Here is a 26,340-nt window from a genome sequence, read left to right as displayed (position 1 = left end):
AATCACCTGCCATGAAGGACGCTTGCGGGCTGCAAGGAGAGAAGCATGCGGATGGCGGGCAGACTGCCGATGAGGAGCATCAGAGCCATGAGTCCGCCCACGATGGGAATGACGACGAGGTTGTTCGCAATGCTCGATCCGAAGACCGTCTGCCCGATCGCCTGTGCGAGTGCCAGGCCGCCGAAGTAGCCGAAGAAGCCGCCCAAGGCGCCTGCGATGAAGATCTCGGCGAGCACCATGAGGACGACGGAGAGGTCGGTCGCGCCAAGCGCTTTCATGAGGCCGAACTCGCGGCTTCGCTCCATGATGTTCGCGCTGACGAGGTTCGACACGCCGAGCGCCGCCGACAGAAGCGAAAGCCCTGTGATGAGCAGCATGAGCATCTGCGTCTTTTCAAGAATCTTGCCTTCGGACTCGGCGATCTGCCGCACGGGCTGCGCCGAAGAACCGGGAATCGCCTCCTCGATCTGGAAGGCGATGGAGCTGACGTAGGCCGTGCAGTACCAGATCTCGCGCTCCTTCTGCGAAAGGCGCTCGGGGTTCTCCGCCGCCTTTCGCGCAAGGTCGTTTTCGGGCGTCGTGACGGCGGAGACTTCGATCTTGTCGATCTTTCCGGCAGCGCCCAGAAGCTCCTGCGCGAGCGCGAGGTTCACGGTCAGAGCATCATCCTCTGCGCCGCCGCCCGTGACGATGCCCGTGATCTTCAGCGTCCTTTCCGCGCCGTCCTTCGTGCGATAGGAAACCGTATCGCCAGGCTTCAGCCCCAGAGCGTCCGCGAGCTTCACGCCCGCCAGCGCCTCGTCGGGGCTTTCCGTCGGCCACGCGCCGTCGATCTTCCACCACGACTTCATTTCCTTCTCGCCTGTCTGCATCTTCTCGCCCGTCGGCAATTCAAGCTCGTGGTCGAACCACGTGCCCATGAGCGGCACATTCTTGCCGTCCGCGAGAGCAATTTCGCCCGAAAGTTCGGGCGCGAAAGCGACGATGTTATTCGTCCAGAAGATCGTCTTGATCTTCGCCGCATCCGCCTCGTTCAAGTATTCTTTGCGTCCGCCCTCAAGGCCGTAGACGTCCTGCAGCACGGAAGCCGTCTTTGGCGTGACCGTGATGTTCGCGCCGTAAGCCTTGAGTTCCTGATTGACCTTCTCGCCGATGTCGAACATGACGTTGAGCATGGCGGCAGCCAGCGATACGCCGAGAGCCGCCGTCAGCGCGATGAGGAAGAAGCGCTTCCTCTGGCGAATCAGCGCGCCCTTTACCATCTGCCAAAACATTGTATCCCTCCTTCACGCATCAGCGGAACACGTCGCGCGCCTTGTCCAAGGCGTCCTGCGGCACGCGCAGCTTGCCGTCCGCCACGCTGTATTCGATGGGAATCGGGTTGCAGCCGCCCTTCGTGCCGATCGTCGCCTTGTTCATCATGACGTCGCACAGGCGGCAGATGACCTGCCCGTCTTTTTCGTAGTAGCCAGTCGGACCGCAGATCTCGCAGGCGTCAAGCCCGACGCCGTAGGAATTGCCGCCCTTCAAAATCACGATGTAGCGCACCATCTGACCGCTCGCCGTCTGATAGACGAAGCGATGCAGATGTCCGTCGTTGACCACCGAGAGATCCACGTCGACGAAGCCGTCAACCGCCGTCACGGGGACAGCGGGCACAAGCTCTTCCTTGCGGTTCGCATAGCTCGCGCCGAAGCTCGACAAGAAGACCATGCCCGCGAGGAACAGTACCGTCGCCGTACCCCAGCGCCTCTTGTGCATCGCCTGCATGATCATGCGGCGGTACTGGGCGGGATTCGTGCCGGCAGGGCGCGCTGGCTTCTTCTGGGAGAAGAGCGTCAGCGGCACGAAGAGCAGCGCGAAGAAGATGATGAAGATGAGCCACGACGAGTGGTCGATGATCGGCGCCATGATGGAAAGCAGCGCCGCGCTGTCGAGGATGTGCCGCGCCATCAGCACCTGCACGAGGAAGATCCCCTGCTGGATGAACATGGCACCGGCCTGAATGACGAATACGAAAAGAAGCCGCCTCGGGTTGAGCGCCGCCGCCGCCTTGTAGGCGACGAAGGAGCTGACGACGCCGAAGAACAGCCCTGCGGCAAAGCCCGCGAGCTTCACGGCGACCGTCTGCGTCATGTAGTCGCCCGCCGCCGAGATGATCGTGCCGACGGGGATGAGCCAAAGCTCCATGCCGTGATAGAAGAAGAGCAAGACGCCGATGACGCAGGCGGAAACCTGCAGCGGGCGTGAAAGCCCCTCCTTCTGCCCTGCGCCGCGCGCGAGCATGGCGACGAGCACGACCTCGGCGATCATGGCGAAGGCGATCGCGCCGGCTTCGGCGACCTCGCGGCTCACGGCGTTTCGCGTGCCGACGCGAGCTGCCACGATGGCGACGGAAAGCCAGAAGCCCCAATGAATCGCAGTGTTATAATTGCGGCGATACTTTTCGAGCGGCAGCCGCCGCAGGATGGCGAAAAGGATGCCGAGCGGCACAGCAAGCGTCAGCACCTGCTCCATCGCCGGCACAAACTGTTGCAGGAACATCTGCAGCATATTCTGCACCTCACTTTATCTATAGGAATATGAAAGCAAAGCCCACCGCCACCCATTGGATGGTGGTGGGCTTATGCCCTTTAGGAGAGACTTGCTTCGTGGGCGGTCAACGTCTGCCGCTCATCTTCGCCCTTCGGGCTTGATTTGCGGGACGTTTTCGCATACGAGCCGTTGCCCAATCAGCTTCACCCTTTCAGGGTTCGCTTCTTGGACGGCTCAGCATTACCAACGACGCGGGACGTAGTTGAAGACCCAATCCATCGTCACAGGCTCATCCCAGAAGCGACCCTTGACGCCCGTCTCATCATCGACGTGCAGGCCGTAGTTCTGGCGATACGGGCTTTCGATGGAGAAGTGCATTCGTAGGTGCCGGCACCCAGGAGCTTGACGTTTGCGCCGTAGTGCGGGCCATCGTCTGCGTTCATCGGCATGAAGACGCCCTCGACGCTCTGGCCCGTCTCACGCTTCGTGAACTTGTAGTGAACCGTCAGATACGGAATCCACTCGCCGACGCCGAAGCCCGTGTCGTTGCCTTCCGTCGCATGGATATCCGTCTCAATGTGCATGTCCGCCTTGTCCGGCGAAAGCATCATGCCTGCAGGCAGCATCTCAATCGGCTGGAAATAGACGAGCGCTACCTTGAAGTGGTTCGCCTCGTTCTCGATCTCGTCGCCGATCGGGTACTCCGTGAAGCCCGCCGCCGACGCAGAGCCGCCGAGCGTGAAGAGCGATGCCGCTACCGCGCAGACCGCCAGAGCCGACTTGAGTTTCTTGAGCTTGAACATTTTCATAAAACACACTCCTCCGAAAAATGATGTAATGAAATTCCTCCTGGACGCCCTTACATAATACGTCCTGTATAGATGCGGCAATCCGCTGCATCTGCAAACGGAGCACTTTGCTCCGCCATTGCCAATAACTCTTGAAGAGGCGATCACGCCGCTTTCGGCTTGCGTCTCTTCGCGTAAATGACCATTCCCACGCCAAGAAGCAGCACGAGAAGCTGTGCGCCGAGCGTCTCCGCCGTTGGGAAGATGCCCAGAAGATCGACCGTAGGCCAGCCTTCGAAGCGCGTGATGCCGATGACGCCGCCCTCCTGCAGCTCCTCGATGCCACCGCCGACGAAGGTGACGGCCAACAGGAACATCAGGATGCTCGTAAACAGGAAGAACGGACGCAGGGGAATCTTCAAGATGCCATGCTGCATGCCGTAGAAGATCAAGGCCAGCGTCACGCAGCCCGCGCCGAAGCCCGCCCAAATCATCGTGACGTCGGCAGCCGCGTTGTTGAAGAGCGCTTGATAGAAGAGGATGACCTCTGCGCCCTCGCGGTAGACGGCGAGGAACGCCGCCATGCCCAATGCCCTGGCCGTGCCATGCGTGATGGATTCCTTGACGAGTCCGTCGATGTACTGCTTCCAGTTGTCCTTGTTCGCCTTGCCGCCGAGCCATGCGCTCGTCAAAAGCAGGACGACGACAGCAAAGAGCGCGGTCGCACCTTCGAGCACCTCGCGGCTCATGCCGCCCGTCGTATTGTTCAGCAACGTGTTAAACAGATACGCCGAGATGAAACTCGCGACGACCGCCGCAATTGAGAAGTTGTAGACGGTGCCGAGATGCTTCTCATCCTGCGCGCGCTTCAGATAGGCGATGATCGCGACGAGCACGAGGATCGCTTCCAATCCCTCGCGAAGGAGAATCAGATAAGCGGGCAGAAACGCTGCCCAGCCCGAACTGCCGTGCGCATTTTCGAGCGCCTTGACATTGTCGTTGACCATCGACTTGAGCTTTTCGGCTTCCTGTTTGACCGTGTCTACGCTCTCGCCGTTTTTCATGCTCTTCTTGACTTTGTAGAACTGATACTCAGTCAGGCTCGTCTCCTTGGCGGAGACAGAACTGCGCATGACGCTCTCCAAACCCTCTTTTTCATAAATGCCGTAGTAAGATGTATTGACGAGGTCGCGTGCACCCTCGTAGTCGCCCGTCTCGTAGACAGAAACGGCCTGGTCGACCATCTGAGCAATGCGATCAGCGACCTCCTGCCACTTCGGTGCTGCATCTGCGCGCGGCACGGCGAAAAGCACGAGTGCCATGCAAAGGAATAAGATTTTTTTCAAGACTCTCACCTTCTTTTTGGAAGTTCCGATATGATTTCCCTGCGCCGCCCTCTTACGTCGGCGGTGCTTGCCCCCTCGCATGAAGTTCTCGGAGGAACATCTCCTTATTCACGCGGATGCGCTTGTTCTCATCGTCCTCGTAGGCATGACTGCCCGAGCCGTCAAAGGGGAACTTCAGGAGGCGCATCGTCTTCATCGGCTGTCCGTTCGTATCGAGCGCCGGCTCGAATTTGAAGTTGCGGACGGCGTTCAAGACAATCTGATCGACGACGCGGCGTCCCGAGGGCTGCGTGAGGCGATAGCCCGTGATATGCCCCTGCGCGTCGATGCTCACGAGGATGCCGACCGTGCCGCGAAAGTCCGTGCCGCGCGTGTCGGGCGTATTGCCCGACACAATGAGCACACCGACCGCTTGCGAGGGCGGAGCGGGCGGCAGAGCCTTGCCGTCCTCGCCGCTCTTCTTCGCCTCTTCCTCCTGCTTCTGCAGCTCCGCCACCGCCTCGTCCAACTCGGCGGCTTCCGTCGGCGACGTCTCCGTCGGAATGACATCCTCGGGCGGCGTCTCCACAGGCGGCGTCTCAGGCTTCGGCGGTTCGGGCGGCTCCGGCTTCGGCGGATCAGGCTTCTTCTCTTCCATCTCGCCCGAAGAGTCTTCCTCGGGAAGGTCTACGACCTCCATCTCCTGCACCGCCAAGGGATCGCCCTCGAAGTCGAGCAGGGGCAGCGCGAGAGCCAGTCCCAGCCAGACGAAGAAGTGCAGGAAGATCGCCGCGACGACCGTCGTGCGCCAGTAGCTCTTGAACCGCATCTCACTGCCTCCCCGCTGTCTCCGTCGCGATGGAGACATGCTTCGCGCCCGAACGCTTGAGGAGGTCCAAGACGCGCACGACGGCTTCGTAGTCGGCCTTCTTGTCGCCGCGCAGCACGAATACCGTATCGGGGTCGCTTGCCAAGGAAGCCTTCATCTTGTCCGCAAGGTCTTCATTCGGCAGTTCGTCCTTGTCGTAGAGCACATCGCCCTTGTCCGTCACCGTGATCGGCACGATGTTCGGGCGCGTCTCCATCTTGCCCGCAGCCGCCTGCGGCAGAGCGACCTGCACCGTGTTCGTCTGCACCATGTAGATCGTGCTGATCATGAAGAACACGAGCAAAAAGAGCATGATGTCGATCATCGGGATGATCATGACGAGCGGTTCTTTCGTAATACGAAAATCACGCCGCATGGCCATCCTCCCCCGTCTTCTTCAACGCGTTCCGCACAGCGGCGGCCGCCTTGTCGAGCGTGGCGAGCATCTCATCGAGCTTCTGCACGAAGTACGTATGCACGATCAGCGAAAAAATCGCCACGCAAAGCCCCGTCGCCGTCGCGATCAGCGCCTCGCCGATGCCGCCCGTGATGGCAAGCGGCTCGCCCGCACGCACGCTGAAGATGCTGAACGACTCGATCATACCCGAAATCGTACCGAGAAGCCCCAGGAGTGGTGCCATCGTCACGATCATCGACAAGTAGTTGAGCCTTTCCCTCAGGCGCATCGCCATATCGGCGTACGCCGTGTCGAGCGCGAGCGTCAAGTCATCGCCCGCCGCCGCCGCACGCACGCCGATCTCAGCGATGTACGCGGGCGCCGTGTTCTCCGTCTGGCAAAGCTCCGCTGCCTGCTTCAAATCGTGCTCCTTCAGGAAGCTCGGAAGCTTCGCGACGAAATCGCTCGCACCCCTGCCCGCCTGACGATAGAAGCGGAAACGCTCAATGGCGATGACCGCAACAACGATCGAACACACCAAGAGGACGTACATGACAGGGCCGCCCTTTTGAAATAATTCCCAAGTATTCTCCACAAGAACATCTCCTTCAAGGATTTTCTATCTGAATACCGCTGATAGCGGTTATTCCTATCACGTCTGTGAGTATAGCACATACCTCGTTAAAGTTCAATATGAAAATGAAATTTGTTCATATTTGAAAAAAGATTCACTTTTTAGCGAGCGATTGCCTTGCAACAGGTACATACCATCCGCAAGGAATGCGGCATCAACATCTGAATGCGCTGCAAAAGCAAAAACACCGCAAGCATTGCTTGCGGTGTTTTTACTGCGCCTAAGCGCGTATAGTTTCACGAATCGAAGCCACTCTTACTCGGCCGGAATGATGAACGAAAGCGAGCTGAAGATCTTCTCCGTCACGATCGGATCGTCCGTCGGAAAGCCAACTTCGACGCCGATGACGTTGAGGCCGTTGTTCGCCACATGCACGGTGATGTAGCCGTTCGCATCCGCGTTCACTTCCGTCGTGAGATCGCCGAGCACGTCAGCGATGACGGGCGCATTCGCATACGGCTGGCCGTCCTTGTAGATGCGCAGGCGCAGCGCGTCGCCACGGCGAAGCGTCAGAGGATTGACTGCGGGAACGATCTGGATCGGCACATTGTAGAGCCCGCCCGGCTTCACAGCCGCGTTCCAGTAATGCACGTTGTACTTGCGCGCGTACGTCACTGCCTTGAGATTGTCAACGCTCGCGTAGTCGCGCGTCGGAATGACCTGGCCATCCGTCGTCTTGGCGAAGTAGCCATAGTCGAAGAACGTCGCCGTGACGCCGAGATCGTCACCCGGCACGACCGTCACATGGTTGCCCGCGTCGACGCGCTCGACCGTCGTCGGCTCGAAGTTCACATCGTAGGCGTCGATGCGCTGCACGCATGCGGGATCGTAAGCGTTGTCCAACGGCCCTTCGCCGAGCACGAGCGCCTTCTGATCGAGACGGTTCGCAAAGAACACGCCATGCGCGTCCGTCGGCGCCGCATACATGCCGAGACCCACAAATGCGCCAAGCGCCGCTGCCAAAAGCTTCTTCTTCATTCTTTATCCTCCCATCGAGAACAATTCACTCTGCGGAACACACTCGTTCCATACCTTTATATTATAGTACAAATGATATGAATTTGCAAGAAAGCGCCGCACAAAAAGTCGCTGTTACCTGTTCGCGCAAAACAACCGCAGCCGTTCCTCTTCCTCTTTCTGCAGCTCCTTCGCGAAAGCGACGAACCCCTGCAAATCTTCCGTGTTGAGATAGTTCATATAGCGCTTCCTTTCTTCGACGGGGATGACGATTGGAGCTTCCTTTTCCTGCAGACAGCTGTAGACGATGAGCGCACGCCCCACGCGGCCGTTGCCGTCGTAAAATGGGTGGATGCGCTCGAAGCGAATGTGCCGGCGGCAGATGGCAGTGATCTTGTCCTCGGCGGACTTCGCCGCCGCCAGCTGCGCCGCGAGATCGAGCAGCCAGTTCTGCAGATCCGTCGACACGAGATAGGGCGGCGTCGGGACGAAATCCGCTCCGACGACGAGATTCGGAATCTCTTTGAAGCGCCCGGCAACGCCCTCGATCGCGTCCTTGCAAAGCACGGCATGGACTTCCTTAATGAAGTCGAGCGAAAGGGCGCGTTCCTTTGCCAAGCTCTGCTGCAGAAAGTCCATGAAGCGCTTGTAGTTCAAGACCTCGTGCATCTCCCGAAGATCCATGGCACGCGGAATGTAGCCATCGAGCAGCAGGCTCTTCGTATCGCCCTGCGACAAGGTGTTTCCCTCGATCGCCGTAGAATGATGCGCCATGCGCACCATCAAGTCGTCCCAATAATCCATGCTCAAAGCGGCAATATCGATCATGACCATCTCTCCTCTGCACGAATTTCTCTTCCATGGCATTATACCACAGCGCCGCCCCTTCATGAAGAAAAACGAGAAAAACCGCCGTACCTGCAAAAAAAGGCAGCCGCTCCCTGACGAACGGCTGCCTTGCTGCTGCTCTCAACGTGTACGACTTCTCCCAAGCCATGAGGCTTCCTTTCAGATCACATACTCCTCGCAAAGCGCACGATAGCGTTCCGCCCCCTTTTCCGTCAGCAGGTAGTAGCCGCCCGAGCGGCGCACGATGCCGGCTTCCTTCAGTCTCTCGCTGACGCGCCGCATCTCCCTTTCGCTCCAGCGCAGATGCTCGGCGATGTCGCGCACAGCGTTTTCCTCGCTGTAAAGGTTCTCGGCGGTGTGCGTGCCGAGGTGGATGATCAAAAGCTCCTCCTTGAGCCGCGCCTTGCGCCGCATGCGCTTCAAGCGCCGCGTGATGACGCCCTTCGGATAGACGAAGACGGCGACGACGTAGATGAGCATGTTGACGAGAGCGCACATGCCCGCCATCGAAGCGTTGAAGTGAAGCGCGAGGCCGTAGCCGATGGCGCTGCCGAGGACGCCGAAGAACACGGCGAGAAAGAGCGCGTGATGCAAGCGCTTCGTGAAGAGAAGCGCCGCCGCCGCGGGCGCGATGAAGAACGAGATGACGAGGATCGAGCCGACGGCGTCGAATGCCGCGACCGTCGTCAGGGAAATCAAGGTCATGAGCGCGTAGAAGATCGCGCCCGTCGCCATGCCGATGAGACGCGCGTTCTCCTCGTCGAAGGTCGAGAGCTTGAGTTCCTTGTAAAAGAGCGTGATGAACGCCGCATTGACGAGGAAGATCGCGCCCATCTTGACGGCGGAAGACGCGACCTCATGCCCGAAAAGCGTCACCGTATCGAGTCCCGCATAGACGACCTCGCCCATCAGCACCATGTCGGTGTCGAGGTGCACGTTGCCCGCATACTTGCTGATGAGGATGACGGCGAGAGAGAAGAGCACGGGAAAGACGATGCCGATCGCGTCGTCGCTCTTCGTCGTCTTCGTCTTTCCCAGAAGCTCGACGAGGAGCACGGTCACGACGCCCATGAGCGCAGCGCCGAAGAGCAGCCACGGCGACGAGAGATCGCGCACGAGGAAGAACGCAAGCACGATGCCGAGGAGCACCGTGTGACTGATCGCATCTGCCATCATCGAGAGATTGCGCAGGAGCAGGAACACGCCGGGCAGGGCGCACGCCGCCGCCGTCAGGGCGAGCACGACGAGAGAATCGGTCATGCCTCTTCCCTCCTTCCGCGCTTTCTGAACGCACCCCGCTTGCCGAAGAACATGGACAAAAAGGCGATGGCAGAGGCCGCGAGGATGATGCTCGGCCCCGTCGACATTCCCTGCTCCAGCGTGCTCACATAAGTGCCTGCGAGAGCTGCGACGACGCCGAAGACGGCGCTCAAGAAGAGCACGTGTGCAAAATCGTCCGACCACTGGCTCGCCGCGACGCACGGGATGATGAGGAAGGAGCTGATGAGAATCGCGCCGACCGCCTTGATGCCGATGCCGATGACGGCGATCGTCAAAAAGGGCAGCAGGACTTGCAGCAGGCGCACGGGAAGCCCCACGGCACGCGCATACTCGGCGTCGAAGACGAAGACCTTCAGCTCCTTGTAGAACGCGAAGAGCAGCGCCGCGCAGAGCGCAGCGACGAAGGCGATGAGCTTCACATCGGCTTCGAGCATGTACGCCGCCTGCCCGAAAATGTACGTTTCAAGCCCCGCCTGTGACGCGCCGCGATAAGCTTCGTTCCCCTGAATGAAGCTCTTCAAGACCATGCCGAGGCCGAAGAAGCCCGAGAGGAATACGGCGAGGTTGGCATTGAGTCCGACGCGCGTGTTCTCGTGCGCCGCCTGAATGGCGAAAAAGGTGACGGCGGCCGCCGCCATTGCGCCGACGAGCAGCACGGCAGGACTTCGCGTCGAAAACGCCATGAAGGCGAGAACGACGCCCGGAAACGTCGCATGTCCGATGGCATCGCCGATGAGGCTCTGCCCCTTGTAGACGCTCAGAGCGCCGACGGGTGCCGCGACCGCCGCGAGAAGCGCCGTGCCGAGGGCGATGATCTGGAAGGCGTAGTTCATCAGAATGTCCATCGTCAACGCTCCTTCGGACGGAAGGCGAGCGCGAGAGCCGCTTCCTTGTCCATATCCTTCAAGTAGCCGCTCGCCTTGATCGTGCGGTTCAGAACGACGAGGTAGTCGAAATACATGTCGAGCGTCGAAAGATCGTGATGCACGGCGATCACCGTCTTCCTTGCCTTCTGCAGCGCGACGAACTTATCCATGACGATGCGCTCCGTCGTCTCGTCCACGCCCGCCAGCGGCTCGTCCATGATGTAGAGGTCGCTTTCCTGCGCGAGTGCGCGCGCGATGAAGACGCGCTGCTTCTGGCCGCCCGAAAGCTCCGAGATCTGGCGCTCGGCGAGCTTTTCCAGCTGCATCTCGGCGAGCGCCGCCCTCGCCCTCTCGCGATCCTCCCTGCCCGGGCGGCGCATGAGCCCGATATGCACATAGCGTCCCATGAGCACGACGTCGAACACCGTCGTCGGGAAATCCCAGTTGACCGCGCCGCGCTGCGGCACATAGGCGATGCGCTCGCGCACCTCGTCAATCGTCTTGCCCCAAAGGCGCACATAGCCCGCGACGGGCTTTTCAAGGCCGAGGACTCCCTTCAGGAGCGTTGATTTTCCTGCGCCGTTCGGCCCGACGATCGCACATCGCACGCCCGTCGGTACATCGAGATCGATGTCCCAGAGCACCGCGCTCTCGCGGTACGCCATCGTCACATCCTCCACATGAAGCAGCATCTTTTCTCCCATATTCCGCCTTCTTTCCCTAGAATCAGCCAACTCGACCGCATCGAACGGAAAAAGCAAAAAAGGGCGGTCGCCCGCCCTTCTTCCCTTTTTCCTTACTTCAGATGACGGACGATCAGATCGACGTCAAACCGATACATGTCGATGAACGTATCTCCCTTCTGCCCTGCGGGTGCGAGCGAATCGGAAAACAGTTCATTCCCCTCGCCGCCGACGATCTCGACATCGAAGCCCTTCGACCGCACGATTTCCTGCAGCTTCTTCATGCGCTCGGGATTCGTCGTGCTCTCGGCGAAAACCGCCTTGACCTTGTGCTCGACGATGAAGTCTGCGGTCTTTTCAATGTCAGCATTCGCCACCTCGGAATTCGTGCTCACGCCCTGCGGCGCGACGACCGTCATGCCGTAGCTTTTGGAGAAATAGTTGAAAGCGTCGTGCGGCGTGACAAGGTTGCGCTTGCCCGCTGGGATAGACGCAATCTTCTCCTTGACCTCGGCATCGAGCGCATCGAGCTTGGCGAGGTATGCAGCCGAGTTCGCCCGAATCTCCTTCTCATGCTCGGGCACGAGCTTGGAGAGACTGTCCGCCGCCTTCTCCGTCGCCTTCTTGTAGAGCGCAATGCTGAACCAGAAGTGCGGGTCAACGACGCTCTCGCCGTCCTCTTCCATGCGCAGTACGGCATCCGCAGGGAAGTCCGCCGTCACCGCCGTGCCGCGCTTTTCAAGGATTTCGACCATCTTGCCCTCGAAATGCAGACCGTGGTAAAGCACGAGATCGGCGTCCTTGAGCTTTTTGAGATCCGCCGGCTGCGCGACGTAAAGATGCGGGTCTTCTCCCGCTGGAATGACGAGGTCGATATCGACGTAGTCGCCCGCCAGCTCCTTCGTCATGTCGGCGAGAAACGACGTCGTCACCGTGACCTTCTTCTTGCCCGAGGGCGCATCCCCCGCCGCGCCGCCGCAGCCCGCCGTCAGAAGCGCCGCCGCGAGGCACAGAGCCAGCAGGAACAGCCCCTTGCCGTTCCCACGAAGCATCCTCTTCAAAAAATTCATATTGCACCTTCTTTCGAGATTTTCTTAGCATGTAGTATAGCACGTTCCTTGAAGGTTGTAAATGAGATAGACTATCATTATTTTATTTATATCTGAAGATTTTTGCGATAAGGTTCATCTATAAAACATCTCGTCAAAGATTCCTAAAAAAACAGCATGCGCTCCCATCGGAAACACATGCTGTTTGACTGCCTTGCGGCGTTTTGCCTTATGTGATTATGCGGTATGAAGGATGCGTCGCCTTATCCCTTCTGCACTTCTTCGCCGAGAAGCCGAAATGCCGTAGCGCATACAAGGGCCGATACTGCCAAAACGATGGTGCTCATAATGAATAACCTCCTGTTTTCATCCAAATAAATCAGGCAATACTTCAAATCAAATGTCCGAAGCACGAAATTTTCTCTCCATCCATATAAGCAGCTCTTTTCCTCTTCGCGTTCGGGGGAAGCCGCTTACATGTTCTATTATACACGCAAAATATATTTTGTCAAATACAGTTTTATAAAATATCATTTTCCCATGTTTTATTTTTCTACATTTCATTTGCTTATATTTTATTTATCTGCTAAAATATCGAAAAGGCACTGAAACAAGAATCATTCTATGGAGATGTTGTCAATGGCAAAAAAGGAATTCGATCCGCTTCTGCTGGAAAATCAGTTTTGTTTCCCGCTCTACGCCACAGGCCGCAAGATTGTGGCCGCCTACAATCCCTTTCTGAAAAAGATCGGTCTGACCTATGCACAGTACGTCACGATGATGGTGCTCTGGGAAGAGCACACCGTCACCATGCACGATCTCGGCAAGCGCCTGTACCTCGACTCCGGCACCTTGACGCCCGTGCTCAAGAAGTTGGAAAGCATGGGGTATCTGAAGCGCCGCCGCAAGGCAGACGATGAGCGCGTGGTCGTCGTGGAGATCACGAAGGAAGGGGAAGCCCTGCGCGAAGAGGCGGAGAAGATTCCCTATGCGATGGGCTGCCTCGTCAATAAAAAAGGCACCCTGTTCACCCTCGAAGAGGCCGAGGCGCTGAAGGAGCAGCTCTATCGCATCCTTCGTGCATTGGAATGACACAGCGCAGTGCGGCTATTGACAATTCAAGAAAAAGGGGTAAGATAATGAATATACCCTATCCATTCAGAAAAATTTTCCATTATTATGTATAGCAAAGGAGAGATTCATCATGAGTGAAAATTGCAGCAGCGGCTGCAGCAGCTGTTCCTCGGCGGGCGGCTGCGGCGGCGCACAGCAGGAGCCACAGAGCCTTCTTACACCACCGAACGAACACAGCCATGTCAAGCGCGTCATCGCCGTCATGAGCGGCAAGGGCGGTGTCGGCAAGTCCCTCGTCACCTCGCTTCTCGCGACCGCCATGGCGCGGCGCGGTCATCGCGTCGGCGTGCTCGATGCCGACATCACGGGGCCTTCGATCCCGAAGGTCTTCGGCGTCAAGGGCGAAGTAGAGAAGGCGAACGCCGATGCCGCGGGCATCCGCCCCTTGAAGAGCGCGGGCGGCATCGACATCATGTCGATCAACCTGCTCTTGAAGGACGAGTCCGACCCCGTCGTCTGGCGCGGCCCCATCGTCGCGGGCGTCGTACAGCAATTCTGGCAGGACGTCGTCTGGGAGAATGAGGACTACCTCTTCGTCGACATGCCGCCGGGAACGGGCGATGTTCCTCTGACCGTGCTTCAGTCGCTGCCCATCGACGGCATCATCGTCGTGACCTCGCCGCAGGAGCTCGTCTCCATGATCGTCGAGAAGGCGGTCAAGATGGCCGGCCTGATGAACGCCCCCATCCTCGGTATCATCGAGAACATGGCATACTTCAAGTGCCCCAACTGCTCGGCCGAGCACAAGATCTTCGGCGACAGCCACATCGAGGAGATCGCCCGCGACTACTACCTGCCGCTTCTCGCGCGCCTACCGATCGAACCGAAGCTCGCCGCGCTCTGCGACGCCGGCAAGATCGAGTCGTTCGAGGGCGACTGGGTCGACGCTGCGGCGCTGCTCTTAGAAGAACTGCCCGAGCATGACGCAGCCGAGGTCGATGACTTCAAAGAATCATAAACCTCTGCCCCGCAAGGGGCGCAAACTATAGCGAAAAGCCGCTTGATACCGCCCTCTCAAAAGAGAAGGCGTATCGAGCGGCTTTTTCTTCTTCCATTCTCTGCGATGCGACAAAACGAAAAAAATCCATGAAAAATCAGAAAAACTTCCTTAAAGGATTTCTTCTCTCCATGTCGAAGCCTAAGAAAGCTAAGTGAGATTAAGTTTCAACGTGATTCAATGGAGATGGTATTTCATGAAAAACATGACCGTGGCAAACAAGATCCTGTTCTCTTTCAGCATCTTGCTCATTGCCTTCATCGCTTTCGGCGTCTTCGCCTACCATTCGGTCGGCGAACTCGACGATCTCAACACGGGGATCAACCAGCGCACGACCCTCGTCGCCACTTCGAACAGGGTCGCGCAGGCCATGCAGAATACGCGCCTCTACGTCTTCTATCAGGTGGTATCGGTCGACCCGGCGAAGAAGCACGATTTCGCCCAAAAGGTTCAGGATTCGCGTCAAGAGGTGGAAGATGCGTTCAATGCCCTGCGCGAGGCAAAGAAAAACACGGATTTCGGCTCGCCCGACATCACGAAGCAGGCGCTCTCCGAACTCGATGCAGAGCAGGAGCTTTGGGAAAACTACAAGCGCCTGAGTCAAGCGGGCGACGCCATGAAGGATTCGAACAACCGTGAAGAGGCTGAAGCCGCCATCCTCTCGCCCGAGATTGTCAAGGCGTTCGACACCGCTGTCGCCGGCATTAACCAGGACGCTCAGAACTGCATCAGGGACGCCGCGACGCAGAAGGAACTCAGCCAGGCGAAAGAAGCGCGGATCGCCGTCATCACCATCGTCGCCCTGCTCCTCGTCATCGCCTTGACGCTCGCCGTCCTCTACTGGCTGCGCCGCGAAATCAACAACGCCGTGCAAGGATTCCTGCAGGCCGTGCGCCGCGCCGCAGGCGGCGACCTCAGCGTTCATGCGCCCGTGGAGAATCAGGACGAATTCGGTGAGATGGCGACGGCGTTCAACGGCATGATTGACAACATGCGCTCGATGACAAAGAAGATTCAGGACACCGCCGCTTTCGTCTCCGACACATCCGAGCAGCTCACGGCGAACGCCAACCAGTCTGCTGAGGCTACGCAGAGCGTCGCTCAGTCCATCACGGAGGTCGCCGAGTCCGCTGCCGTTCAGATGGATTCCCTCGGCGAAACGAAGCATGAGATTGACGCCCTGTCCGACGGCATCAGCCAAGCCGTCAGCCGCATCGCCACGATCCGCAAGAACATCGAGGACACCGTCGAGCGCGCCAACGAGGGCAATGAACTCGTGAAATCGACCGTCGAGCAGATGAACACAATTTCCGAGACAGTCGACCAGTCGGCGCAGATCGTCGAAAAGCTCGGTCAGCGCTCGCAGGAAATCGGCGAGATCATCTCGACGATTTCGGGCATTGCCGAGCAGACGAATCTCCTCGCTTTGAATGCCGCCATCGAGGCGGCGCGCGCCGGCGAGAACGGACGCGGCTTTGCCGTCGTCGCCGAGGAAGTCCGAAAGCTCGCCGAGGAATCCCAGCAGGCAGCACAGCAGATCGGCGACCTCATCAGTTCCATCCAGACCGAGACAGAGCAAGCAGTCAGCGCCATGAAGGACGGCCGAGAGCAGGCGGAGAAGGGGCTGGAGAATGTCTCTTCGACAGGCCAGGGCTTCTCGCGTATCCTAGAGCTCATCCGCATCTGCAGCGACGACAGCGCACAGATCACCGACACAATGCAGATCCTCGACGGACGCATCCACACGATCGTGAACCTCAGCGAGAACGTGAACAATTCCGCGAAACGTGCGAGCGACGCCTCGCAGAATGTATCTGCCGCCACCGAAGAACAGGCGGCGGGCATGGAAGAAATCGCCGCAAGCTCGCGCGGCCTTGCAGACTCCGCGAAGAACCTGAAGGAAGAATCCGTCAAGTTCAAGGTGTGACGCCGCATCTTTACATAGGAAACTACACGCACAAACGTCCACTTCACGGGCAAAAGCGCGCCGCCCTTCCATGAAAGAGCCGATCAGTCTGCGCCTTCGGCTTGACTTCTTGGACTTGCATAGTAAAACCCCGCAGGCTCCGGGCCTGCGGGGTTTTACTATGCAAGGACACAAAAACTCCGGCAAAAATCTCTTCCTGCCGGAGTTTCTCATTCTTCCTATGCGTCTTGTTCGCCCGACAGCACGATCTTACCGGGACGCTGCGGCGCCCAGAGACTGCCCATGAGGCTGAAACGCGCGGGAGCTTCGATCTCCATGTGCGTGTACGTCTTGCCCTCCTGGTAGTTCGAAGCGAATGCTTCCTTCATGCCGCAGAAGCGATGGCGTTCTTCATTGTACGGAAACGTGGGATCGGGAATGACGTAGTAATCGTCCGAACCGTCACCCTTCTCAACGGCCCAGAAGTCTCCTTCATCTCTCGTTTCAAATGTCGGCGGCGCATTCGGGTTCGTCTTCCGATCCTCAGGATTCGTGCAGGTGAACCTCTTGCTGGAAAACTCCGCCAAGAGGCTGGCAAAACGCGCTTTTTGCAGCGCCGGGTCTTCTATATCGTTCGCCTCGCTATACGCTTCCATAAAGCGTACGATCGGCGGCGATTCCGGCTCCGACTCCGGCTCTGGCTCTGGTTCAGGCTCTGGCATCGGCTCAGGCTCTGGCATCGGCTCAGGCTCTGGCATCGGCTCAGGCTCCGGCATCGGCTCAGGCGTTGGCATCGGCTCAAAGGGAGAGTCGATGTCCTCGGGCGGCTCTGCCGCAAAATTGTCCTCGCCGCAAATGCGCCGCCGCAGTTCCCGAACTTCCTTTCTCAGCTTGATATAGCCAACGAGCCCGACGACGATCAGCGCCAGCAGCACGAAGATCATGAACGACTCAATCAAGAGCGTCACATGGTAAAATTCCTCGACGTCTTCAAGCAGCATGCCGACCGTGCCGCGCAACTGCTCAAGCTCCTGCGGGTCGATGCGGGCGGCGAAAGCCTGCGTGCTCCATCCCCCAAAAGCACATGCGCTAAGCGCGAAGGCTCGCCACCCCGCACGCTTCATCCAACCCTTTTTCATTTCCAGCATTCCTCCCTTGCGCCAGGACGATTCGTAACTCTGCATAAAATCGTCCTCGTGCAACTTCCTCCATCACCTTCCGGCTTCGGGAAGCGCAGATACATTTGACGCTTCCTGAAAATACTTTTCCTCGAACTCCTCGACCGGCATGGGTTTCGCGAAGAAATACCCCTGGAACATATCGCAGCCGAGTGACCGCAGATGCTCGACCTGCTCCTTCGTTTCCACGCCTTCCGTGATGACGCGCATGCCGAGCCACTTTGCCATGGCGATGACGGCATTCAATATGACGGAACTGCGCTTCGGATTGCCCGTCTGACGCAGAAAACCCATATCGATTTTCAGAATGTCCGCCTCAATGTCCTTGAGCATGGAAAGCGAGGAGTAGCCGCTGCCGAAGTCATCGATCTCGACCTCGAATCCCGCCTCCTGCAGACTGCTGATGAGCTTTCTGTACTTTTCGATGTCTCCCATCAAGGCCGTCTCCGTGATTTCCAGCTTCAGCTGCTTTGCGTCGATGCCATAGCGCTTCACGATGTCCGTCATCGTCTGGAAAATGTCGAGATGAAGCATGTCGTTCACGGAAATGTTGACGGAGATCGTCAGCCCCTCCTTTTCCGTTCCCTGCCAACGTTTCAGAATCGCCGCCGCCGCTTCCCAGACGTACTGGTCAAGGCGATGGATCAGTCCCGCATTCTCCAGGATGCCGATGAACTGACCGGGCGCGAGGAAGCCTTTTTCGGGATGATTCCAGCGCACGAGCGCCTCCGCACCGAGCAGATCCCCCTCTGTCGAAACCTGCGGCTGCAGGTAGACGGCGAGCTGGCGCTCAGCCAAGCCTTCCTCGAAGCTGCCCAGGATTTCCTTTTCGCGCAGCGTGCGCTCCATCAGGGCGTCGTCATAGAACGCCACCTTGTTGCCATTCTCATCGCGCACGAGAGAGAGCGCGAGATGCGCCCGATCGCACATGACAGAAACGGGCATCTGCGTCTCCTGAATCTTATATATGCCGAGATGGATGTTCAGCTTGAATGAATTGCTGTCGAACGCCTGCCCCAGATGCTCCAGGCCGTCGAGCAAATCCTTTTCCGTGAAGCGCGCCCTGTCCACATAAGCGGCAAAATGGTCGCCGTGCAGACGGGCTGCCGCGCCTGAATCCATGGCAAGGTCGGCGAAAAACTCCGCCAGGCTCTTTAGGATCTCGTTTCCCTTCTCCTCGCCGAGAAGCTCGTTGACCAGTTTGAAATCCTTGATGTTCGAACAGATGATGCAGCGTTCGCCCTTTATGCCGTAGTCAAGTTCCTCGCGCACGGCGCCGTAGAAGCCCTCGCGGTCATAAAGTCCCGTGAGCTTATCGCGCGACCATGCCGCATCGTCCTGTTCCTCCATCGTTCCATGCCGATCGCGGATCGTGTAATAATAGCCCTTGTAATGTCCGTCCGCATCAAAGAGTTTCGCCATCGTCACCCGATAGACGAAGCGCTCACCTTCGAGGAAGAATTCCTGCTCCCATGCAGCTGCACTCTCCCACGGAGAGTCCCAACTTTCATCTTTGAGCCATGTCATGAAGAAGCTACGCAGAGCCTCAAGCTCGCCTGGCGGCACCTGGAAGGCGCGGTATGCCTCAAGGTTGGCATAAATGCAGGAATCCTCCACATTGAAGCACAGGACACCCGCATGAGCCGTATCTTTCACACGCGAGAGAAGCTGCAGCACCTCGCGGTCGCACATCGCGCGCGTATCCGCATTGCGTGGGTAGTTCGTCACCAGTTCCATCGCACAATGCAGGATGCTCTTGTCCGGCATCTCGATCTCAACCGGTGCAGAAAGGACGTGGTAGATCTTGTCGTCCGAAATCTCATCCTTTTCAAAGTTCGACTGCGACTCGGCGGCGCAGAAGCTCGTGCAGTGCCGGCAACGACGCGTCCTTCCCCAAGTGGTGAAGCAGCGACCCTCGCGCCGCACCGTGCCATCCGCTTCAAGATGAAGCACCTCACATGCTTTTGCATCCACAAAGCGAGCGAAATCATATATATGCGCAAGATTTTGCTCCAGCTGACGCGCTTCCTGCATACTGAATCTCGCCATGCATTTCCCTCCTAAAGGTACCACGGAGAGGATAGTCGCGCCATCCAAATTCCTTGGCGTAGTTCTCATGAAATCTCAATCAACCAAGTCTATTCTACCATGAAAATTCAAGAGGTCAAGCCCAAAGGGCGCAGAGCGATTGGCTTTTTCATGTACGTGTAGTTTACCATGTTCCAACGGGAAAAGATAGCTTTTCTTTTGGAAGAAAAAATCTTCTTTCATTTTTTCATGGGCCGGTATACGCCGCACCTGCGGCAAGCGGCAGTTTCCGAAAGATCCGCCAGCCATTCATCGATTTTCCTGCCTCGAACAATCAGCCCAGGTGCAATCTCCACCAAGGGCAAGAGCACGAAAGCTCGTTCGTGAAGATACGGATGCGGCAGACGAAGCTCCGACGCCGCACTCTCGAATCCTTCGGCGAAGAGCAGGTCGATGTCGATCGTGCGCGGCCCCCAATGCTCCTTGCGCACGCGGCCGAGCGCACGCTCGATGCGCTGAGCGCGGCGCAGGAACACGAGGGGTGAAAGGCGCGTCTCCAAAGCGGCGCAGGCATTGAGAAACGGCGGCTGCTTCTCGTTTCCCCACGGCGGCGTCTCATAAAAAGAGGATACGCGTAGGAGCCGCGTATCCTCAAGATGAGCCAAAAGTCGCAAGGCTCGCCGCAAGGAAGCGCGGCGGTCGCCGAGATTCGCGCCGAGACCGAGATAGATGCGATACATTCTCTGCGCACGCCCTGCAAGATCGTGCGCCAGTCCCCGCTCCACAGGGGGCACGCTCGCCCCCTCGCCGGCTCTCGCCTCTTCGCCGTTCATGCGCGGCCCCTCTCGATGCGCACGCAGACGTCGCGGAATGTGCCCGCAAGCGGCGCCTGGGGCTTATGCACGGCGATTTCGACGCGCGTGAGCGCCGCATACTTCTTGAGGAGCTGCGCCGCGATTTCCTCCGCTACCGCCTCGATGAGATTTTTCGCTTCTCCCTCGACAACGGTGCGCACGTCCTCGAACACCTCGGCATAATTGACGCTCCTGCAGAGGTCATCCGTGCGCCCCGCTTCGGCAAGGTCGAGGCAGAGCACGGCGTCGACGATGAAGTTCTGTCCCGTTTGCCGCTCTTCGGCAAAGCAGCCGTGATAGCCAAAGAACTCCATGCCCAAAAGCTCAATCCTGTCCATGCTTCCCGCCCTCCAAGATGACGTCCGCCATGCGGCACATGCGCACGATCTCCTTGACGTCATGCACGCGCACGATGGATGCGCCTGCGGCGACGCCGAGCACCGTCGCTGCGCCCGTCGCTTCGAGCCGCTCCTCTACAGGGAGATCGAGCGCGTAGCCGATGAAGCTCTTGCGGCTCGCGCCCAAAAGCAGCGGATACGCTTCTCCGTCGAGCTTCATCAGCTCATGCAGACGATGCAGCACCTCAATGTTCGTCTCGGGCGTCTTGCCGAAACCGATGCCCGGATCGAAGATCAGGCGCTCTTTCGCCACGCCCGCTTCCTCGGCAATGGCGCAGCTCTCGCGGAAGAAATCCTGCATGGCTTCGATGACGTCCGTCCTGTACGTCGTGCCCGTCTGATTGTGCATGACGACGACGGGCGCGTGGTACTCGGCTGCGACGCGAGCCATCGCGCCGCGTTCTTCCGCCGCGTACTGCAGCCCCCATATATCGTTGAGGATGTCCGCGCCGAGCCGCAAGGCAGCGCGTGCCGTCTCCGCCTTAAACGTGTCGATGGAGATCGGCACGGGAATCTTCGGCGCTATATGCTCCAAGAAGGGCGCGAGCCGCTCGATCTCCTCTGCCGCCGACACGGGCACGAAGCCCGGGCGCGACGACTCCGCGCCGACGTCGATGATCGCCGCGCCGTCCTCGACCATCGAAAGCGCGTGGTCGAGCGCCTGATCGAGCGTGTTCCACTTGCCGCCGTCTGAGAAAGAGTCGGGCGTCACGTTCAATATGCCCATGACGAGCGTCCCTTCGCCGACCGTCAGATCCTTGCCCGACGGCAGTCGGTAATGCCTCTTCGCCTTCATCTGCCTCATCCCTCCTTCGCTCCGCGCATCAGAAGATCCCATGCCTCCTTGCCAAGAGCCGCATCGGCGGTGATCGTGCCGCCCGTTTCCGAAGTCAGCGTGCGCGTTCCGGGCGCAAGCTCGCCGCGCATCATCATGCACAGCTGCCGCGCCTCGACAATGACGAGCACGCCCTCTGCCGAAAGCCCGTCGAGCACGGCGTCCGCGATCTCGCGCGTAAACCGCTCCTGCAGCTGCGGCCTCCTTGCGAGAAGATTCACGACATGGACGAACCTGCCGAAGCCCGCGACCTTGCCGTCCTTCGGCAAATAGGCGATATGCACCTCGCCGAAGAACGGCACGAGATGATGCTCGCACAGCGAATAAAACGGGATGTGCTGCACCGCCGTCAGACCACGCGCCTTCGTCTCGAAAAGCTCGCCCCAAGCCGAAGACACATCTTTGCCGCAGCCCGAAAAGAGCAGTTCAAACATCTCCGTCACGCGCTCCGGCGTCTTCTCCATGCCGCACGCCGCGAGATCGAGTCCCATCGCTTCAAGGAACTGGCGCATCGCCGCGCTCGCCTTTTCGTTCATCGTACCTTCCGCCTCTCGCAGATATGATAAAAAGGGCGCGAAAGCGCGCCCTCCTTCAAGTCATTCCATGGTGCGCTCGGCGGGAGTCGAACCCACGCTTTCAGCTCCGGAGGCTAACGTCCTATCCACTGGACTACGAGCGCATCAATAGAAACAATATATCACTTTTCCTGTAGGGATGTCAATTTTTATTTGCAGCAACCGGTTGCATCCGCTGCCGATTTCCCTTCAATCATCTGTGCGGCGAATGTCCGCGCCAAGCCCCACCAGTTTCTCCACGAGCTTGTCGTAGCCACGGTCGATGTGGTGGATGTAGCCGACCTGGGTCTCTCCTTCGGAGACGAGACCCGCGAGCACCATGGCAGCACCGGCACGCAGATCAGTCGCCTTGACCTGGCAGCCCGTCAGATGATCGACGCCCTCAACGATGGACGTGCGCCCGTCAATCTTGATGGACGCCCCCATGCGCTTCAATTCATCGACGTGCATGAAACGGTTCTCGAAGACCGTTTCCGTCACGAGTCCCGCACCGTCTGCGATGGCGAGGAGCGCCATGAACTGCGCCTGCATGTCTGTCGGAAAGCCCGGATACGGCATCGTCTTGATGTCGACCGCCTTCGGCCTGCGGTCGCAGGTCACGCGAATGCCCTCAACAGCCTCCTCGATCGTGACGCCCGCCTCCTTGAGTTTGGCGATGACGGGCTTCAGATGCTCGGAAATGGCGTTTTCGATATAGACGTCGCCCTGCGTCATGGCGGCGGCGACCATGTAGGTGCCCGCCTCGATGCGGTCAGGGATGATCGTATAGTTGTGCCCCGTGAGCTTCTTGACGCCCTCGATCTTGATGACGTTTGTACCCGCACCGCGCACCTTCGCGCCCATGACGTTCAGGAAGTTCGCGAGATCGACGATTTCCGGCTCCTGCGCAGGGTTTTCGAGCACGGTCTGTCCCTCTGCCATCGAAGCCGCCATGAGGATGTTTTCCGTCGCGCCGACACTCGGGAAGTCGAGATAGATGCGCGCGCCCTTGAGTCCCGCGTCAGCGCGCGCCTCGATGTAGCCATGCCCGATCTCGATCTTTGCGCCCAAGGCCTCGAAGCCCTTGAGATGCAGGTCGATGGGGCGCGTGCCGATGGCGCAGCCGCCCGGCAGCGAGATCTTCGCGTGACCAAGGCGTGCGAGCAGCGGTCCCATGATGAGGAAAGAAGCGCGCATCTTGCGCACAAGCTCGTAGGGCGCTTCCGTCCGCTTGATCTCGCAGCTGTCCACGGTCAGCGCATTCGCCGCCTTGTCGAATGTAGCATGTACGCCGAGCGCCCGCAACACTTCCGTGATCGTATGCACATCGTCGAGCGAAGGAACCTCCTCTAAGCGGCTCGGAGCATCCTGCCCCAGAAGCGTCGCGGCGATGATGGGCAGCACCGCGTTCTTCGCACCGCTGATTTTCACGCGTCCCGCAAGCCGACAGCCGCCCTTTATAATCAACTTCTCCATGAAAGTCCCATTTCCTCCCCCACACACTGCAAGTTCCATCGAGCTAATGTGGCTAATATAGCAATTTATAGTTTACCATGAAAGTCCAAGAAGTCAAGCCCGAAGGGCGCAGACTGATTGGCTCTTTCATGTAAGGGCGGCGCACAATGTCCACAAAGTGGACGTTTGTGCGTGTAGTTTACCATGAAAGTCCAAGAAGTCAAGCCCGGAGGGCGCAGACTGAAAAAACGCCCGCACATGCACTTTTGCACATGCGGGCGTTTTTCGATGCCGCCTGCGGCAGCAGTCACTTTCTTAAGAAAGCGCTGAATTGATCCGCGCTTCCTTAAATACCGAGAATCGCATCGAGCTTCGCCTTGTCGAAGCTCACGACGAAGTCCTTGCCGTTGACCGTCGTCACCGGCACGATGAGATCGCCCGAAATGGCCTTGCACTCTTTGCGCGCCGCCTCGTCCTCTTCGATGTTGTGCTCCTCGTAGGCGATGTTCTTTGACTTCAGATACTTCTTGACCTTGTCGCACCAAGGGCACTGTGTGATGGAATAGACCTTTACCATGATGTTTTCCCTCCTGTGATGTACTTCTCGGCGAGAAGCGCTGCCGTCGTGCCGTCGGATGCGGCAGTCGTCAGCTGATGGATCTCCTTCTCACGGATGTCGCCGGCGACGAAGACGCCGGGGATATTCGTGCGGCAGTCCTCGCCCGCGACGATATGACCCTTCTCGTTGATCTCGACCTGTCCCTCAAAGAGCGCCGTGTTCGGCTGCACGCCGATGTTGACAAATATGGCGTCGACGGCAAGTTCCCGTGCCTCGCCCGCCTTCTTGTCGAAAATCTCGATAGATTCGAGCTTTCCCTCGCCCCGCAAGGCACGGATCTCCGTTTCGAGCAAGATCTCCGCCTTGGGATTTTCTCGGAGACGCTTCTGCGAAACTTCGTCGGCGCGAAGCTTGGAGCGATGCACGAGGTAGAGCTTCTTCGCGTAACGCGAGAGGAAGTTCGCCGCATCGAGCGCCGCATTGCCGCCACCCATGACGGCAATGATTTTATCTTGATACATGTGTCCGTCGCAAAGCTGGCAGTAGTGGACGCCGCGCCCCGCGTACTTCGCTTCCTCAGCGAGCGGCAGCTTCCTGCGGCTCATGCCCGAGGCGATGATGACGACGGGCGTCTCGTAAACGGCGCTCTCCGTCTCGACACGCTTGACCGCGCCTTCGAGCGTAACCTTCTCAATCGCATCGAACTCGTCGACGACGGCGCCGAACGTCTCCGCCTGCTGCTGCACTGTCTGAATGAGGTCGCTGCCCGAGACGCTCAAAAAGCCCGGATAATTCTCAATGCCCGTGGCGTTCGCAATCTGCCCGCCGACGACGGCATTCTCCAGGACGAGCGTCGAAAAATTCATGCGTCCCGCGTAGAGCGCCGCCGTCAGCCCTGCCATGCCCGCACCGATGATGACGACGTCCTTCTGTATCGTTTCCTTTGCCATGGAATCCCTCCTCTATTTTGATGGGCGATATTATTCTTTTCTCCATGAAAGGGCTAAATCCTGCCGTTTTCGTCAAAACGGCTTGACACACTGTTCCTTCCATGATACGATGATAACACAGTTACCGACATATGTCGATAACAAATTCGTAAAATATTTTAAAGGAGGCGAGGGCTGTGCCAAGACCGACGCGGGGGCGAAGGATCTGCGTGCGCCCCGCCTACGAGCGCTTCACGCCTGCGGGCTTTCCCGGCGGCGAGGCCGTCACCCTGCTCGTCGAAGAGTACGAATGCATACGCAGCATCGACCACGACGGGCTCAAGCAGGAGGAATGCGCCAAACGCATGGCGATCTCGCGCACGACGGTCGCCGAAATCTATGCCGCAGCACGCAAAAAAATCGCCGAGAGCCTCGTACACGGCAGACCGCTCGTCATCGAAGGCGGCTTCTACCAGCTCTGCGACATGTCCGCACCGTGCGGCAAATGCTGCCCGCGTGCCGAAGCGCGTCAAGACTATTGCTTTTCGCCCCCGAGAAAGAAAGGAGAAGGAACGATGAGAATCGCAGTCCCCTATGAAAACGAAAACGGCACGGTGTTCCAGCACTTCGGCCACTCGCAGGCATTCAAGTTCTACGACGTCAAGGAGGACGCCGTCGAGAAATCGGAGATTGTCAGCACGCAAGGCAGCGGTCACGGCGCACTCGCCGGCTTCTTGAAGGAAAACGAAGTCGATGCGCTCATCTGCGGCGGCATCGGCGCGGGCGCGATCGAAGCGCTTGGCTCAGCCGGCATCCGCGTCTATGCCGGCGTCAAGGGCGCGGCGGACGAGGCTGTCGCACAGCACCTCGCCGGTACGCTCGACTATACGACGGAAGCAAACTGCTCGCATCACGGCGAGGGACATGAGCACGCCGAAGGCGGTCATCGCTGCTCCCATGCGCACGGCGCGGTCGAAGGTCAGCACCGCCACGGCGAGGGTAACGGAAAAGGCCACTGTGGTCAGCACCACGGCGAAGGGCACGGCGAAGGACATGCGCAGCACCACGGCGAAGGCCAAGCGCACGCACACCGCCACGGACAGGACGCCGCCGCAGTCGAAGGCCGCTGTCCGCATCGCGGCAAAGGCAGCGGCCACGGCCACGGTCGCGGCGGCCACGGAGCAGGCCACGGCCCACATCAGCAGTAACCGCAGATACGGTTTGCCTTTCTCCATCCGCTGAATCTTTATCCGTGCTTCTTCGGCACTCCCCTGCAAAATT

At 58.8% G+C, this 26,340-nt stretch carries 26 protein-coding genes, 1 tRNA gene and 1 pseudogene; 4 read left to right on the top strand and 24 right to left on the bottom strand.

Annotation, left to right across the window (positions count from 1 at the left end):
• Positions 1-2 precede the first annotated feature (2 nt).
• The 13 genes and pseudogenes from HMPREF1153_RS10750 to HMPREF1153_RS10690 all read right to left on the bottom strand — a co-directional run bounded on the left by HMPREF1153_RS10750 (position 3) and on the right by HMPREF1153_RS10690 (position 12,253).
• Positions 3-1,274, bottom strand: a complete 1,272-nt coding sequence (locus tag HMPREF1153_RS10750) for an ABC transporter permease (RefSeq protein ID WP_009646997.1) — start codon at positions 1,272-1,274, stop codon at positions 3-5.
• 19 nt (positions 1,275-1,293) lie between these two features.
• Positions 1,294-2,553 carry a DUF2318 domain-containing protein gene (locus HMPREF1153_RS10745; RefSeq protein ID WP_009647020.1) on the bottom strand — a complete coding sequence of 420 codons (1,260 nt, stop codon included), beginning with the start codon at positions 2,551-2,553 and terminating at the stop codon, positions 1,294-1,296.
• 222 nt (positions 2,554-2,775) lie between these two features.
• Positions 2,776-3,344 (bottom strand): annotated as a pseudogene (locus HMPREF1153_RS10740) (iron transporter).
• Positions 3,345-3,487: 143 nt separating this feature from the next.
• A complete protein-coding gene (locus HMPREF1153_RS10735) occupies positions 3,488-4,669 on the bottom strand; it encodes an FTR1 family iron permease (protein ID WP_009646955.1) in 1,182 nt (393 codons plus the stop codon).
• A gap of 52 nt (positions 4,670-4,721) precedes the next feature.
• A complete protein-coding gene (locus tag HMPREF1153_RS10730) occupies positions 4,722-5,477 on the bottom strand; it encodes an energy transducer TonB (protein ID WP_009646976.1) in 756 nt (251 codons plus the stop codon).
• 1 nt (position 5,478) lies between these two features.
• Positions 5,479-5,892 carry an ExbD/TolR family protein gene (locus HMPREF1153_RS10725; RefSeq protein ID WP_009646938.1) on the bottom strand — a complete coding sequence of 138 codons (414 nt, stop codon included), beginning with the start codon at positions 5,890-5,892 and terminating at the stop codon, positions 5,479-5,481.
• Complete coding sequence (locus HMPREF1153_RS10720) at positions 5,882-6,508, bottom strand: MotA/TolQ/ExbB proton channel family protein (protein ID WP_009646999.1); 627 nt, start codon at positions 6,506-6,508, stop codon at positions 5,882-5,884. Before HMPREF1153_RS10720 ends, HMPREF1153_RS10725 begins: the two co-directional genes overlap by 11 nt.
• A gap of 294 nt (positions 6,509-6,802) precedes the next feature.
• On the bottom strand, positions 6,803-7,525 hold the full coding sequence (locus tag HMPREF1153_RS10715; RefSeq protein WP_009646933.1) for a DUF4198 domain-containing protein: 723 nt from the start codon (positions 7,523-7,525) through the stop codon (positions 6,803-6,805).
• A gap of 114 nt (positions 7,526-7,639) precedes the next feature.
• Positions 7,640-8,332 (bottom strand): Fic family protein, encoded by a 693-nt coding sequence (locus tag HMPREF1153_RS10710; protein ID WP_009646934.1) that lies wholly within the window; start codon positions 8,330-8,332, stop codon positions 7,640-7,642.
• Positions 8,333-8,512: 180 nt separating this feature from the next.
• On the bottom strand, positions 8,513-9,613 hold the full coding sequence (locus HMPREF1153_RS10705; protein WP_009646996.1) for a metal ABC transporter permease: 1,101 nt from the start codon (positions 9,611-9,613) through the stop codon (positions 8,513-8,515).
• Entirely contained in the window at positions 9,610-10,479 is an 870-nt protein-coding gene (locus HMPREF1153_RS10700; RefSeq protein WP_006193844.1) for a metal ABC transporter permease, read from the bottom strand. Before HMPREF1153_RS10700 ends, HMPREF1153_RS10705 begins: the two co-directional genes overlap by 4 nt.
• Before the next feature lie 2 nt (positions 10,480-10,481).
• Complete coding sequence (locus HMPREF1153_RS10695; protein WP_006193845.1) at positions 10,482-11,204, bottom strand: metal ABC transporter ATP-binding protein; 723 nt, start codon at positions 11,202-11,204, stop codon at positions 10,482-10,484.
• A 92-nt stretch (positions 11,205-11,296) separates the two neighbouring features.
• On the bottom strand, positions 11,297-12,253 hold the full coding sequence (locus HMPREF1153_RS10690; RefSeq protein WP_009646966.1) for a metal ABC transporter solute-binding protein, Zn/Mn family: 957 nt from the start codon (positions 12,251-12,253) through the stop codon (positions 11,297-11,299).
• Between the two features lie 618 nt (positions 12,254-12,871).
• Between HMPREF1153_RS10690 and HMPREF1153_RS10685 the strand changes: the two genes are divergently transcribed.
• The 3 genes from HMPREF1153_RS10685 to HMPREF1153_RS10675 all read left to right on the top strand — a co-directional run bounded on the left by HMPREF1153_RS10685 (position 12,872) and on the right by HMPREF1153_RS10675 (position 16,290).
• Positions 12,872-13,324, top strand: coding sequence for a MarR family winged helix-turn-helix transcriptional regulator (locus HMPREF1153_RS10685; RefSeq protein ID WP_009647003.1), 453 nt, complete (start codon positions 12,872-12,874; stop codon positions 13,322-13,324).
• Positions 13,325-13,436: 112 nt separating this feature from the next.
• Entirely contained in the window at positions 13,437-14,324 is an 888-nt protein-coding gene (locus HMPREF1153_RS10680) for an Mrp/NBP35 family ATP-binding protein (RefSeq protein WP_009646991.1), read from the top strand.
• A gap of 235 nt (positions 14,325-14,559) precedes the next feature.
• Entirely contained in the window at positions 14,560-16,290 is a 1,731-nt protein-coding gene (locus HMPREF1153_RS10675; RefSeq protein ID WP_009646936.1) for a methyl-accepting chemotaxis protein, read from the top strand.
• Between the two features lie 218 nt (positions 16,291-16,508).
• Here the strand turns inward: HMPREF1153_RS10675 and HMPREF1153_RS10670 are convergent, their stop codons facing one another.
• The 11 genes from HMPREF1153_RS10670 to HMPREF1153_RS10625 form a co-directional block, all read right to left on the bottom strand.
• Positions 16,509-17,408, bottom strand: coding sequence for a LapA family protein (locus HMPREF1153_RS10670; RefSeq protein WP_232208281.1), 900 nt, complete (start codon positions 17,406-17,408; stop codon positions 16,509-16,511).
• A 72-nt stretch (positions 17,409-17,480) separates the two neighbouring features.
• Positions 17,481-19,496: a putative bifunctional diguanylate cyclase/phosphodiesterase gene (locus HMPREF1153_RS10665; protein WP_009646967.1), complete on the bottom strand. Its 2,016-nt coding sequence runs from the start codon at positions 19,494-19,496 to the stop codon at positions 17,481-17,483.
• Positions 19,497-19,571: 75 nt separating this feature from the next.
• Positions 19,572-19,718 carry a hypothetical protein gene (locus HMPREF1153_RS13130; RefSeq protein WP_009646979.1) on the bottom strand — a complete coding sequence of 49 codons (147 nt, stop codon included), beginning with the start codon at positions 19,716-19,718 and terminating at the stop codon, positions 19,572-19,574.
• Positions 19,715-20,308, bottom strand: coding sequence for a 2-amino-4-hydroxy-6-hydroxymethyldihydropteridine diphosphokinase (folK, locus tag HMPREF1153_RS10660; protein ID WP_009646932.1), 594 nt, complete (start codon positions 20,306-20,308; stop codon positions 19,715-19,717). Before folK ends, HMPREF1153_RS13130 begins: the two co-directional genes overlap by 4 nt.
• Positions 20,305-20,667, bottom strand: a complete 363-nt coding sequence (folB, locus tag HMPREF1153_RS10655; protein ID WP_009647004.1) for a dihydroneopterin aldolase — start codon at positions 20,665-20,667, stop codon at positions 20,305-20,307. Before folB ends, folK begins: the two co-directional genes overlap by 4 nt.
• A complete protein-coding gene (gene folP / locus HMPREF1153_RS10650) occupies positions 20,654-21,523 on the bottom strand; it encodes a dihydropteroate synthase (protein WP_009646964.1) in 870 nt (289 codons plus the stop codon). The genes folB and folP overlap by 14 nt, the downstream gene beginning before the upstream one ends.
• Positions 21,524-21,528: 5 nt before the next feature.
• Positions 21,529-22,098, bottom strand: coding sequence for a GTP cyclohydrolase I (gene folE, locus HMPREF1153_RS10645; RefSeq protein ID WP_009646944.1), 570 nt, complete (start codon positions 22,096-22,098; stop codon positions 21,529-21,531).
• Positions 22,099-22,166: 68 nt separating this feature from the next.
• Positions 22,167-22,241, bottom strand: a tRNA-Arg gene (locus HMPREF1153_RS10640).
• Positions 22,242-22,326: 85 nt separating this feature from the next.
• Positions 22,327-23,592, bottom strand: a complete 1,266-nt coding sequence (murA, locus tag HMPREF1153_RS10635) for a UDP-N-acetylglucosamine 1-carboxyvinyltransferase (protein ID WP_009646952.1) — start codon at positions 23,590-23,592, stop codon at positions 22,327-22,329.
• 325 nt (positions 23,593-23,917) lie between these two features.
• A complete protein-coding gene (locus HMPREF1153_RS10630) occupies positions 23,918-24,148 on the bottom strand; it encodes a glutaredoxin family protein (RefSeq protein WP_009646978.1) in 231 nt (76 codons plus the stop codon).
• Positions 24,142-25,080, bottom strand: coding sequence for an NAD(P)/FAD-dependent oxidoreductase (locus HMPREF1153_RS10625; RefSeq protein WP_009647016.1), 939 nt, complete (start codon positions 25,078-25,080; stop codon positions 24,142-24,144). The genes HMPREF1153_RS10630 and HMPREF1153_RS10625 overlap by 7 nt, the downstream gene beginning before the upstream one ends.
• Positions 25,081-25,256: 176 nt before the next feature.
• On the opposite strand from HMPREF1153_RS10625, the gene HMPREF1153_RS10620 reads away from it, so the two are divergent.
• Positions 25,257-26,267 carry a DUF134 domain-containing protein gene (locus HMPREF1153_RS10620; protein WP_037370611.1) on the top strand — a complete coding sequence of 337 codons (1,011 nt, stop codon included), beginning with the start codon at positions 25,257-25,259 and terminating at the stop codon, positions 26,265-26,267.
• Positions 26,268-26,340: the final 73 nt, after the last annotated feature.

The sequence above is a fragment of the Selenomonas sp. CM52 genome (genome assembly GCF_000292955.1).
Lineage (GTDB): Bacteria > Bacillota > Negativicutes > Selenomonadales > Selenomonadaceae > Selenomonas.
Note: the sequence above shows the minus strand (reverse complement) of the source record. Positions and strands in the feature narration are given on the sequence as shown.

Coding starts and splice junctions, on each gene's coding strand:
- HMPREF1153_RS10705 (WP_009646996.1), bottom strand. CDS start 9,613: ATGACCGATTCTCTCGTCGTGCTCGCCCTGACGGCGGCGGCGTGCGCC.
- HMPREF1153_RS10700 (WP_006193844.1), bottom strand. CDS start 10,479: ATGGACATTCTGATGAACTACGCCTTCCAGATCATCGCCCTCGGCACG.
- HMPREF1153_RS10715 (WP_009646933.1), bottom strand. CDS start 7,525: ATGAAGAAGAAGCTTTTGGCAGCGGCGCTTGGCGCATTTGTGGGTCTC.
- HMPREF1153_RS10725 (WP_009646938.1), bottom strand. CDS start 5,892: ATGCGGCGTGATTTTCGTATTACGAAAGAACCGCTCGTCATGATCATC.
- folK (WP_009646932.1), bottom strand. CDS start 20,308: ATGAACGGCGAAGAGGCGAGAGCCGGCGAGGGGGCGAGCGTGCCCCCT.
- HMPREF1153_RS10670 (WP_232208281.1), bottom strand. CDS start 17,408: ATGAAAAAGGGTTGGATGAAGCGTGCGGGGTGGCGAGCCTTCGCGCTT.
- folB (WP_009647004.1), bottom strand. CDS start 20,667: ATGGACAGGATTGAGCTTTTGGGCATGGAGTTCTTTGGCTATCACGGC.
- folP (WP_009646964.1), bottom strand. CDS start 21,523: ATGAAGGCGAAGAGGCATTACCGACTGCCGTCGGGCAAGGATCTGACG.
- HMPREF1153_RS10675 (WP_009646936.1), top strand. CDS start 14,560: ATGAAAAACATGACCGTGGCAAACAAGATCCTGTTCTCTTTCAGCATC.
- murA (WP_009646952.1), bottom strand. CDS start 23,592: ATGGAGAAGTTGATTATAAAGGGCGGCTGTCGGCTTGCGGGACGCGTG.
- HMPREF1153_RS13130 (WP_009646979.1), bottom strand. CDS start 19,718: ATGAAAGAAGATTTTTTCTTCCAAAAGAAAAGCTATCTTTTCCCGTTG.
- HMPREF1153_RS10680 (WP_009646991.1), top strand. CDS start 13,437: ATGAGTGAAAATTGCAGCAGCGGCTGCAGCAGCTGTTCCTCGGCGGGC.
- HMPREF1153_RS10685 (WP_009647003.1), top strand. CDS start 12,872: ATGGCAAAAAAGGAATTCGATCCGCTTCTGCTGGAAAATCAGTTTTGT.
- HMPREF1153_RS10730 (WP_009646976.1), bottom strand. CDS start 5,477: ATGCGGTTCAAGAGCTACTGGCGCACGACGGTCGTCGCGGCGATCTTC.
- HMPREF1153_RS10750 (WP_009646997.1), bottom strand. CDS start 1,274: ATGTTTTGGCAGATGGTAAAGGGCGCGCTGATTCGCCAGAGGAAGCGC.
- folE (WP_009646944.1), bottom strand. CDS start 22,098: ATGAACGAAAAGGCGAGCGCGGCGATGCGCCAGTTCCTTGAAGCGATG.
- HMPREF1153_RS10625 (WP_009647016.1), bottom strand. CDS start 25,080: ATGGCAAAGGAAACGATACAGAAGGACGTCGTCATCATCGGTGCGGGC.
- HMPREF1153_RS10690 (WP_009646966.1), bottom strand. CDS start 12,253: ATGAATTTTTTGAAGAGGATGCTTCGTGGGAACGGCAAGGGGCTGTTC.
- HMPREF1153_RS10695 (WP_006193845.1), bottom strand. CDS start 11,204: ATGGGAGAAAAGATGCTGCTTCATGTGGAGGATGTGACGATGGCGTAC.
- HMPREF1153_RS10745 (WP_009647020.1), bottom strand. CDS start 2,553: ATGCTGCAGATGTTCCTGCAACAGTTTGTGCCGGCGATGGAGCAGGTG.
- HMPREF1153_RS10665 (WP_009646967.1), bottom strand. CDS start 19,496: ATGGCGAGATTCAGTATGCAGGAAGCGCGTCAGCTGGAGCAAAATCTT.
- HMPREF1153_RS10710 (WP_009646934.1), bottom strand. CDS start 8,332: ATGATCGATATTGCCGCTTTGAGCATGGATTATTGGGACGACTTGATG.
- HMPREF1153_RS10630 (WP_009646978.1), bottom strand. CDS start 24,148: ATGGTAAAGGTCTATTCCATCACACAGTGCCCTTGGTGCGACAAGGTC.